Source organism: Microtetraspora fusca, assembly GCF_001570365.1.
In the GTDB taxonomy this organism is placed as follows: domain Bacteria; phylum Actinomycetota; class Actinomycetes; order Streptosporangiales; family Streptosporangiaceae; genus Microtetraspora; species Microtetraspora fusca.
Window position 1 is genome coordinate 36,378 of the sequence record NZ_BBYK01000053.1, and the last position, 10,329, is coordinate 46,706.

Here is a 10,329-nt window from a genome sequence, read left to right on the forward strand (position 1 = left end):
TCAGCTCCCCGACGCCGGGCGGATGACGGTGAAGAAGCTGAACGTCCAGGTGCCGAAGGTCGCGGTGAACCGGTCGCTCAGCGCCACCGCGTTGTCGGTGTAGAACAGCGGGATGTACGGCACCTGGTCGGCGATCTCGGTGAGCAGCCCGGTCAGTTGGGTCTTTCTGGCCTCCCCGGTGGCCGAGGCGAGCGCGTCCAGCCGCGCGTCCACGTCGGCCGAGCCGTATCCCGAGAAGTTGAAGCCCTGCGGTTCGGCCGCGCCCCGGCTGATCATGTCGGGCAGGACCTCGATCGGGTCCGGCGTGCCGTAGGCGAGGTTCACGTACTGGATGCCGAGCCGGTCGTGGGCCATCACCCTGGCCATGTACTTGTCACCGGGGTTCGGCTCCAGGACGATCTTGATGCCGATCTTCGCGAGGTCGGCGGCGACGGCCTGCATGACGGTCGCGCTGTCCCCGCCCGTCGCGTACGGCACGCTCAGCGTGAACCCGTCGGGATAGGCGGACTTGGCGAGCTCGGCCTTGGCGGCGGCCAGGTCCAGCGGATGGTCGGGGAAGGCGGGGACGGCGTCGCCGTAGACGGCGGTGAGCTGGGGGCGCGGCAGCATCGCCGTCGCGGGGCTGCCGTGGCCCGCGGTCATCAGACGGGTGAGGGCCGCCCGGTCCACCGCGTGCGCGATCGCCCGCCGTACGTGCACGTCCTTGAGCGGCCCGGAGCCGACGGCCATGGACAGGTAGGCGATGTTGTTGCTCGGATAGAAGAACGTGGTGACGCCGGGCAGGCCCGTCCATTTGCGGGCGTCGCGGGCGTTCAGGCCGTCGGTCCCGTCCACCTCGCCCGACCTGACGGCCATCCGGAGCGTCTCGGCGTCGGTGATGTTCTTGATCTCCACCCGGCGCAGCGCGGGCTTCGGACCCCAGTAGCCGTCGTTGCGCTCCAGCACGGTGCCCGAGGTGAGGGAGAACTTCACGACCTTGAAGGGGCCGGTGCCGATCGTGCCGACCTCGGGGCTGCCCAGGTCCTTGGGGTGGGCCTCGGCGAGCTTGCGCGGCACGACCTGCCAGGCGACGGCCGCGACGGCGAGGAACGCCGGGTTGGGCCGGCTGAGGGTGACCCTGACCTTGTCGGCGCCGACGGCCTCGACCTTCTTCACGGTGGTGAAGTAGCTGGCGGCCTGGGAGGCGACGGCCGGGTCCAGGTGGCGGCGCAGGGAGTAGGCGGCGTCGTCCGCGGTGAGCGCGCTGCCGTCGGTGAACTTCACCCCTTGGCGAAGGGTGAACTCGTAGCTGGCGGGATCGGGCTGGGTCCACGATGCGGCGAGGCCGGGGGCCGGCGTGCCCCGGTCGTCGAGGGTGACCATGGTGTCCAGCACCGCGGTCTGGATGGTCGTCGACGCGCTGTTGAAGCCGTGCGCGATGTCCAGGCTGTTCGGCGCGGCGCCGGTCGCCCAGACCAGGGCGTCACGGCCTGCGCCGCCGCCTTTCTGGGCGGAGCCGGCGCAGGCCGTGACGGAAAGCAGGAGCAGGGCGGCCGCGGCGGCCCTGATGCTCGGCGATGTCATGTGACCACCTCGGGGGGAGAGCGGGATAGTCGGACGCTAGAAGCCGTTCGCCCCGCGTTCACTGACGCCGCAGCCAAAACCGGCCGTCCCCCGCTCGTCCTCCAGGCCAATCGCCGAGTGCCGATCCTCAGCGTGGGAAGCCCACCGGGCGGGTGCCCTCCGGCTGGCCGGTGAAGCGCATCCGGCGCAGTCCGACGCCGCTGACCAGCAGGTCCTCCTGATCCGGGCGGAGCGTGAACGGCCCCGCCCGCCACGCCCCCGCGGGCGCGGGCTCGACCGGCAGCCGCAGCTCGGTCCCGATGCTCAGTTCACCGTCCCGCACCGTGGCGAGGACGCCCAGCTCCTCGCTGAGGTACACGCCGTCCGGAAGCGGCTCCGTGCCCGGCGGGTCGCACGGCACGTACGCCACCGGACGCCGGGCCGCCGACGTGCTGCCCAGCAGCAGCCGGTCGTCCTCCCTGGCCAGCCAGGCTCCGTCGGCGTCGCCCGTGCCGTGCCAGCGGCCGTCCGCGCGGGGGGTGAACGTGACGGGCACGCCGCCGACGACCAGCTCGATCGCGCCGTCCGCCCCCTCGGTGAGGGTGAGGGTGTCGTCGCCCGCCCGGTCGTGCCAGTGCCCGGCGGGGACCGGCATGGGCTCGTCGGCGGGCGGCGGTTCGGCGACCGGCGGCTCGCCGAGCAGGATGCGGGCGAGGCGGTCGGTCAGCCCGACCGGGTCGGTCGCGGTCTGGTTGGACAGCACGGCGACGCCGAAGCCGGGGTCCGGCAGGTAGAGCAGGTTGGACAGGTACCCGTGCATGCCTCCGGCGTGCGCGTACGCGGGACGGCCCGCCACCTCGGTGTGGTAGATCCCGAAGGCGTACGGCAGGACGGTGCCGTCGGCGAGCACGGCCCGTTCGAGCAGCGCGTCGCGCAGGTCCGCGCCGAGCACCCGTCCGTCGGCCAGGAAACCGAACCAGGCGGCGAGGTCGCTCACGCTGGTCGCCAGGCCGCCGTCGCCGACGGCGCTCTCCTGGGTGTCGGCCCGCCGGGGCTCGCCGTCGGCGTTGGCGTAGCCGTAGGCCAGCCGCGGCAGCGCCGCCGCCGCGTCGTCCCGGAACACGCTGTCGTCCATGCCGAGGGGGGAGAAGATCCGCTCGCGGGCGAACGCGGCGAGGGACTTTCCGGTGACCCGGGAGACCACGACGGCGGCCAGGACGTAGCCGGTGTTGGAGTAGCTGAAGTCGGTGCCCGGGGCGAAGGTCGTCGCGCGGATGCCGGCGAGCATCCTGAGCAGCCGCTCCTCGGTCATCTCGGCCAGTGGCACGCCGGTGATCGCCTGCAGCGCGTACCACTCCGGCAGGCCACCGGTGTGCTGCAGGCACTGTCGCAGCGTGACGGGGACGTCGAGGGCCAGCTCGGGCACGTGCGTCCTGACGTCGTCGTCCAGGCTCAGCGCGCCGTCCCGCGCCAGCAGCAGGACGCAGGCGGCGGTGAACTGCTTGCTGGCCGAGGCGATGTCGAAGCGCGTGCGGGCGTCGATCGGGACGCCGAACTCCACGCACGCCATGCCCGTGGCCGTGGTGCGCAGCGCGGAGCCGTCGGCGTATATCCCCACCGCGAGCCCGGGGTCGCCCGGCTTGACCAGGGCGGAAATCTCGTTCTCTACCAGCTCAAGATCCATGTTTTCCAGTATCACGACGTGAGACGGTCCGCCTTTTGGCCGCCGATGCAAAGTTGCGGAGCCCGTTTTGGCGTCGGCGACGACGGACGGCCGGAAATCTTTGGCGTACGACCACAAACCCGGCGGCGCAGGCCGGGTCTAGGTTCACCGCATGATCAAGCTACTGCTCAGCGGGGTGGTCGCCGCCTCCGTCGCGTTCGGGCCCCTGGCGGCCCCCGCGCACGCCTCCACGCCCGCCCCGTCGGCGCCGGTCCTCCCCGCGCCGACGGGCCCGCACCCGATCGGGACCGCGACCCTGCACCTGGTCGACTCCTCCCGCGCCGATCCGTGGACGCCCGCCCGGCGGCGCGAGCTGATGGTCACGCTGTGGTACCCGGCGCGCACGAAGACGGGCACCCGGGCGCGGTACGTGACGCCCGCCGAGTCCGCGCAGCTGCTCGCCGGGCTGCAGGTCGAAGGAGTGCCCACCGACCTGCTCAGCCGGATCAGGACGCACGCGGTCACCGGGGCGGCGCCGTCGCGGACCGGGCTGCCGCTGGTCGTCCTCTCCCCGGGCTTCGGCCTGCCCCGCTCGTCGCTCACCTCGCTCGGCGAGGACCTCGCCAGCCGCGGCTACGCGGTCGCCGGGATCGACCACACCTACGAGTCGATGGCGACCACCTTCCCCGACGGCCGCACCACCACGTGTACGGCGTGCGACATCGAGGATTCCCCCGGCCTCGTCCCGGCGATCCGCTCGGCCGACGTCTCGTTCGTGATCGACCGACTGACCGGCCCACGTCCCGCGTGGGGGCCGCCCGGGCTGATCGACGCGTCCAAGATCGGCATGGCCGGCCACTCCATCGGCGGCAACAGCGCGGCCCAGGCCATGCTTGACGACCCCAGGATCGACGCCGGCGTGAACATGGACGGCGCGTTCATCACCCCGATCGCGGCCCCCGGGCTGGCCCGGCCGTTCATGCTGTTCGGCGCCGCGGACACCTTCACTCCGGGAAGCCCGGACGAGGAGCGGTCCTGGCGGGACAACTGGCCCCGGCTGACCGGGTGGAAGCGATGGGCGGCCGTCACCGGGGCCGGGCACGAGTCCTTCACCGACTATCCGGTGCTGAGCGAGCAGCTCGGCATGCCCGCCGGAGCGCTGAAGGGCGCCCGCGCCGTGGACGTCACCCGCGCGTACGTCTCGGCGTTCTTCGACCGGCACCTGCGCGGCCGCGTGCAGCCGCTGCTGGACGGCCGCTCACCGAAGTACCCCGAGGTCAAGTTCCAGACGGTCGGCTAGATCAAGCCCCGCGGCGCGCGGCCCAGACGGCGCCTCGCTGCGTTGACGCCCCGCCCGCGTTGTCGCGGCGCGAACACGCTGGCCGGGAACAGGTCCCGGCCAGCGGGTCATGCGGCAGAAGGCGGCCGCCCTTGTCCAAGGTGGTGCGCGACGACCTGCAGGGCGTTGCCTGAATGTCCGGTTCGTACGATCGGGTGGCCGAGCGCGTCAAGGCGTTCCGCTTCCAAGGAAGTGGAACAGGCATCCTGGGAGCGCCACGTTCTGTCCGGCCCGCTCGATAGGCTGAGAGGGCACACTGCCACCGGACAGGAGGTAAGGCGTCGTCATGACCGTCCCGCGGCACGACAATCCTTATCCGCAAGTTGAGCGGACCTTCACCGCCGTGCGCGCGGCCCTGCCTTCGGCCAACGTCGCCGCGTTCGACGCCGAACTCGAAGAGATCACTCACGCGCCTGTCGTCAACCTGGCGGCGCTGGACGACTTCCTGTCCGCGTGGTGGCGCATCGCCACCCGCGCCGCCGCTGATCCGGCCGGCTGGCAGCGGATGCACCGAGAGGCCGAGCAACTGCAGTCCGGTGCGCGTACGGCAGGGCCCACAATGGCCGAGGTGCTGGCCCGCCGCGGAGTCCGGCGGTAGGTGTACACCATCCGAATGGGCAGCGACGTCGCCGAAGCCCAAATCGACGATCTGTCCGACGCCGAGATCAATGTCCTGCTGGAGATCTACGAAGTCCTCCGACTGACTCCCGGCAACGGCCGCAAGCTCAGCCCAGCCAGCAACATGTACGTCTGGGACTATAAAGGCATCTCGGTGACCTACGTCGTGCTCGACCCACAGCGCGAGGTCGCGGCGCTCCGGGTGGACCGCTTCCCCATCTGAACCGCGGGTCACAACTCACCCCCGATCCCCGTTCGGTACGGGCAGCATTTGTCAGACACTTCTTGTCGGCCTCGGCTATCCGCGTGACCGGTCGAGGAAGCGGCGCAGTCCCGAGGCCACGCCGTCCGTGGGCACCGTGACCGCGAACCAGGACGCCTCGACGGCGAGGCCCTCGTCGATCGGCACGTTGACGCCCCGCGTCACCGCGGCCAGGCACGCGCTCACCGCCGAGGGGGCGTGGCGGAGAATCCGCTCCGCCAGCTCCCGGGCCGCGCCGAGCAGGTCGTCGGCCGGGACGACGCGGTTGACCAGCCCCAGCTCGTACGCGCGCCGCGCGTCGATGGGATCGCCGGTGAGGATCATCTCCAGGGCGCGCTTGCGCCCGACGAGGCGGGGCAGCCGCTGCGAACCGCCGAACGGCGGCGGGAAGCCCAGCGTGATCTCCGGCTTGGCGAAGGTGGCGTGCTCGGCGGCGACGGCGAGCGGCGCCGCCTCGGTGATCTCACATCCGCCGCCGTAGGCGAGGCCGTTGACCGCGACGATGATCGGCTTGGGGAAGGTCTCGATCCTGCGGGTCAGCCCCTGCCCCCTGCGTACGACCTCGCGGAGAGCCTGGTCGACGCCTCCGGCGATGCTGGCGGCGAGATCGCCGATGTCGGCGCCCGCGCTGAAGGCGCGCCGTCCCGATCCCGTGAGGATCACGGCCCGGGTCTCCTCGTCGGCCTCGACCCGGTCGAGGACGTTCATCAGCGCGTCGATGGTCGCGTAGTTCAACGCGTTGAGCTTCTCCGGGCGGTCGATCGTGATCGTGGTCACGCCGCCCTCGCGGGAGGCCAGGACGGTGGTCGGCGTCGTCGTTGTCGGCGGTGTCATGGGCGGGGCGCTCCGATCGGGTTGGGCACGGGGATGACGCGGGTGTCGACGAGGTGCCGGCTGATCGGCGTGGCCAGCCGGATGGCCTCCTCGACACCGGTCTCCCCGAGCGTGGTGACGGGTCCGGCGGCCAGCCTGTCGGTGGCGCTCTCGATCTCGCGCCGCAGGGCGCCGCCGGTCTTGGTGAGCCGGGAGTCGCGATCCAGCAGCCCGCGGGCCACCAGCCGGCGCCGGGCCTCGTCCCACTCGGTGTCGGTCCAGCCCCGGCTCTTCTGGATCAGCTCCCTGGAGACGTTCCCGGTCGCCACGTGGGTGAGGCCGGCCTCGATGCCGGTGAACCCGGCGTGGACGACGGCGACGACGTGGCCGTCGCCGCGGTGCTCGCGCAGGATCGTGGCGGCGAGCCAGAGCCGTCCGACCAGGTCGGCGGGGCGTGGCACCCGTGACCAGGCGGCGGCCAGGGCCCGCCCCTCGAAGCCGCATCCGGCGACGGCGCGTTCGAGCAGCTCGACCAGGAGTCCGAGCTCCTCGCGGCCGACGGGCGGCAGGACGCGCGCGACGGCGGCGCGCACCGCCTCGAGGCGGGTGGCGAGCACCGTGCCCGGGTCGGCCAGGGCCCACGCGTCCGGCAGGGCACGCGCCACCTTCGCCGGTGAGAAGGCGAAGGACAGTGCCGCCCCGGTGGCCGCGTCCACCGCTCCGACCGGCGCGAGCCGCCCGGCGAAGTAGCCCATCCACCAGCCGCGCAGGCCGACGGCCGCGGCGGCCTCGGCCGGCTCCGGGGTGAAGTAGGCGACGGCGTGGATCGGCTCGATCGCCTCCCAGAACCGGCGGGCGAGCGTGGGGCTCGGACCCATGGACGTCTCCTTCCAGCCGCGCGCGTACGCGGCGACGACCAGCCTGTACGTTGCCGAACTCGGATAACAGTGCCAATTTTGGACAATGGACCAGGATTTGGGGTGGTGGGTACGGATCGCTCTCGACGGGTGGCGGGAGCGGAGCGGCTCCCGCTACCGGCGGATCGCCGAGGCCCTCGCCGACGCGATGGAGCGGCGGCTGGTCGGCGCCCGGACCCGCCTGCCGGCCGAGCGGCCCCTCGCGGACGCCCTCGGCGTCAGCCGCGGCACGCTCGTCCGCGCCTACGACGAGCTGGCCGACGCCGGTCTCGTGGAGCGCCGCCAGGGGGCGGGCACCTACGTCCGGCCGCGACCCGCGTGGACCCAGGCCCCGGTCGAGAACGCCGCCTCCGCGCTCCTGCGGCGCAGGCTCGCCCACGACGGCCCGGCCGGGCATGACGACGTCATCGACCTGTCCCTGTCGGTGCCCGCCGGGGTGGACCACCTGCCGCACGTCGAGGGCGGCCTCCTCCCGCACGACCTCGGTTCGTACGGGCACGGCCTGCACCCGGCGGGGCTGCCCGAGCTGCGCGCCGCGCTCGCCGACCACCTCACCCGGCTCGGCCTGCCGACCACGGCCGAGCAGCTCATCGTCACCTCCGGCGCCCGGCACGCCCTGTCCCTGGTGGCCGCCGCGCTCGTCGCCCCGGGGCGTACGGTGATCGCGGGCTGTCCGGCGTACCCGGGCTTCTCGGCGGTCGTGGCGGCGCGCGGCGGCCGCCTCGTCGGGGTGCCGGTGGACCCGCTCGGCGTGGACGCGCACGCGGTGGAGCGGGCGGCCGCGCAGGCGCGCGAACCGCTGGTCTATGTGGACTCGGCCGGGCACGACCCGACCGGCGCGCTCCTCAGCGCCGCCCGCCGCGACTCGCTCCTCGGCACGGCGCGGCGGCACGGCGCACTCATCGTGGAGGACCTCTCCCAAGCAGGGCTGGACCTCGACCCGGACGGACGTCCTGCGGCGCCCCTGGCGGCGGACGACTCGGTGATCGCCGTCGGGTCCCTGTCCAAGATGTTCTGGGCGGGCCTGCGCGTCGGCTGGGTCCGCGCGCCGGCCCCGCTGCGCGACCACCTGCTGCGGCTGCGGTCCGCGAGCGATCTCGCCCCGGGCGTCCCCACCCAGATCATCGCGGGCCGCCTGCTCCGGGCCGCCGACGCCGGCTGGAGGGAGGGGCTGCGCGCGACGCTGCGCGACCGCCGCGATCTGCTGCTGGAGCTGCTGGCACGCCACCTCCCCGCCTGGCGAGTCGGTGACCCGCAGGCCGGGCTGTCGGCGTGGGCCGTCCTGCCGGTCACCGAGAGCGAGACGTTCACGCACCTGGCCGCGCGCTACGGCGTGATCGTGGCCTCCGGGGCCACCGCCTGCGTCGACGGCGGCCACCACGACGGCGTCCGGCTGTCCTTCGCCGAGTCGCCGCGGACGCTGGAGTCGGCGGTGGACCGGCTCGTCGCGGCCTGGGAGGAGCACACCCGGCGGCTCGCGGCGAGCCGGTGAAACTTCTTCGGAGTGGTCAGCGCGCCCAGACGGACTCGCCGTCGACCAGCGTCAGGTCCACCCGGGTCCGGCTGATCTCGTCGAGCGCGGTCTCGTCGAGACGGCGGTCCAGGATCACCACGTCCGCGCGGGCGCCCGGCTCCAGCGTGCCCACCTCGTGCTCGCGGCGCAGCGCGTACGCGGAGCCCGCCGTGGCGGCACGCAGCGCCGAGCGCAGGCTCATCGCCTCCTCCGGCGCGAACAGCGGGGCGTCCGGCTCGCCCGGGTGGCTCCGGTTGACCGCGACGTGGATCCAGTCCATCGGGTTCGGCGTGCTCACCGGCCAGTCGCTGCCGAAGGCCACCCGCACGCCCGCCTTCTCCATCGTGCCGAAGCGGTACTGCAGGGCCGCCAGCTCACCCGGCAGGTACGGGATCGTCATGTCGAGCATCTGCGGGTCGGCCTGGGCCCAGTACGGCTGGACGTTCGCGATGACGTCGAGCGCGGCCATGCGCGCCACGCTGCGGTCGTCCGCGATCTGCAGGTGCGCGAGCTGGTGCCGCCGGTCGCGCGGGCCGTTGGCGCGGTGCGCCGCCTCCACCACGTCGAGGCACTCGCTGACCGCGCGGTCGCCGATGGCGTGGAAGTGCAGGTCGAACCCGGCGGCGTCCATCTCCGGCACCGCCCGGCCCAGGTCGGCGTGGTCGAAGAAGGTCAGCCCGGTTCCCGCGCCCGCCACGCCGACGTACGGGCGCGAGAGCGCGGCCGTGTGGGTCTCGCACACCCCGTCGTACATGATCTTGATGGCGGTGCAGGCGAACCGGGAGTCCGGCGGGCAGCCGCGCCGCTGCTCGACCAGTTCGGCGAGCGTGCCCTCCGAGGCGTCGCGCGGCCACCACAGCGCGCCGGTGACCCGGGCGCGCAGGCTGCCGTCGGCGGCGGCCCGCCGGTAGACGTCGTAGATGTCGGTCGTGGGGACGAACGGCCCGACGATGGCGTCCTGCCACGACGTCACACCGTAGGAGAACATCCGCCGTTGTGCCTCCAGCAGGCCCCGCCGCAGGTCCTCCGCGCCCACCGGCGGGACCAGGTCGGAGACGAGCTGCATGGCCGACTCGTGCAGCAGCCCGGTCGGCGCGCCGTCGGCGTCGCGGTCCACCCGGCCGCCCGGCGGCGGGTTCCGCAGCAGCGCGGGCGCCACCCGGTCGAGCGCCGCCGTGCTGACCCAGGCGCTGTGGCCGTCGCGGTTCGCCAGGTAGACGGGACGCCCGCCGCAGATGGCGTCGAGCTCCTGCCGGGTCGGGGGACGCTCGGCGAAGTGGGGCAGCGCCCAGCCGCGGCCGAGGATCCACTCCTCACCTGGATGGGTGCGGGCGTAGTCGGCGACCGCGCGCAGCACCTCGTCCCGGCTCTCACAGGAGGTGAGGTCGCAACGCAGCAGCTCGACACCGGACTCGGGCACGTGGACGTGGGAGTCGGCGAAGGCGGGCAGGACGGAGCGTCCCTCCGCGTCCACCGTCTCCGTGCCGGCCGGGACCTCGGGAACTCCGGCGTCCGCCGGGACGACCTCGGCGATCCGGCCGCCGGAGACACGGATCGACCAGGACGCGGCCTCCCGGTCGGCCAGCGGCAGGTGGGCGTTGCGGATCAACAGGTTTCCCGCCATCGGGGTGCACATCGCTTTCTGCGGAGGATAGGGCTGGG

The 10,329-nt window shown here is 73.4% G+C and carries 9 protein-coding genes; 4 read left to right on the top strand and 5 right to left on the bottom strand.

What is annotated here, in order from left to right:
- Together AWQ68_RS22700 and AWQ68_RS22705 are read right to left on the bottom strand one after the other, a co-directional pair.
- Positions 1-1,563 (bottom strand): ABC transporter substrate-binding protein, encoded by a 1,563-nt coding sequence (locus AWQ68_RS22700; RefSeq protein WP_066943388.1) that lies wholly within the window; start codon positions 1,561-1,563, stop codon positions 1-3.
- 127 nt (positions 1,564-1,690) lie between these two features.
- A complete protein-coding gene (locus AWQ68_RS22705; RefSeq protein ID WP_066943390.1) occupies positions 1,691-3,226 on the bottom strand; it encodes a serine hydrolase domain-containing protein in 1,536 nt (511 codons plus the stop codon).
- 151 nt (positions 3,227-3,377) lie between these two features.
- On the opposite strand from AWQ68_RS22705, the gene AWQ68_RS22710 reads away from it, so the two are divergent.
- The 3 genes from AWQ68_RS22710 (at position 3,378) to AWQ68_RS22720 (ending at position 5,385) form a co-directional block, all read left to right on the top strand.
- Positions 3,378-4,505: an alpha/beta hydrolase family protein gene (locus AWQ68_RS22710; RefSeq protein WP_066943392.1), complete on the top strand. Its 1,128-nt coding sequence runs from the start codon at positions 3,378-3,380 to the stop codon at positions 4,503-4,505.
- A 325-nt stretch (positions 4,506-4,830) separates the two neighbouring features.
- Complete coding sequence (locus tag AWQ68_RS22715) at positions 4,831-5,142, top strand: DUF6247 family protein (protein ID WP_066943394.1); 312 nt, start codon at positions 4,831-4,833, stop codon at positions 5,140-5,142.
- 15 nt (positions 5,143-5,157) lie between these two features.
- The gene (locus tag AWQ68_RS22720) at positions 5,158-5,385 is read left to right on the top strand and encodes a hypothetical protein (RefSeq protein ID WP_157545595.1); all 228 of its coding nucleotides are present in this window, start codon (positions 5,158-5,160) and stop codon (positions 5,383-5,385) included.
- Positions 5,386-5,460: 75 nt separating this feature from the next.
- On the opposite strand, the gene AWQ68_RS22725 is transcribed toward AWQ68_RS22720, so the two are convergent.
- Together AWQ68_RS22725 and AWQ68_RS22730 are read right to left on the bottom strand one after the other, a co-directional pair.
- Positions 5,461-6,258 (bottom strand): crotonase/enoyl-CoA hydratase family protein, encoded by a 798-nt coding sequence (locus tag AWQ68_RS22725; protein WP_066943398.1) that lies wholly within the window; start codon positions 6,256-6,258, stop codon positions 5,461-5,463.
- A complete protein-coding gene (locus AWQ68_RS22730) occupies positions 6,255-7,115 on the bottom strand; it encodes an SCO6745 family protein (RefSeq protein ID WP_066943401.1) in 861 nt (286 codons plus the stop codon). The genes AWQ68_RS22725 and AWQ68_RS22730 overlap by 4 nt, the downstream gene beginning before the upstream one ends.
- Before the next feature lie 85 nt (positions 7,116-7,200).
- On the opposite strand from AWQ68_RS22730, the gene AWQ68_RS22735 reads away from it, so the two are divergent.
- A complete protein-coding gene (locus AWQ68_RS22735) occupies positions 7,201-8,646 on the top strand; it encodes an aminotransferase-like domain-containing protein (RefSeq protein WP_066943403.1) in 1,446 nt (481 codons plus the stop codon).
- Positions 8,647-8,662: 16 nt separating this feature from the next.
- Here AWQ68_RS22735 and AWQ68_RS22740 read toward each other — a convergent pair whose 3' ends face one another.
- Complete coding sequence (locus tag AWQ68_RS22740; protein ID WP_066943405.1) at positions 8,663-10,291, bottom strand: amidohydrolase; 1,629 nt, start codon at positions 10,289-10,291, stop codon at positions 8,663-8,665.
- Positions 10,292-10,329 lie beyond the last annotated feature (38 nt).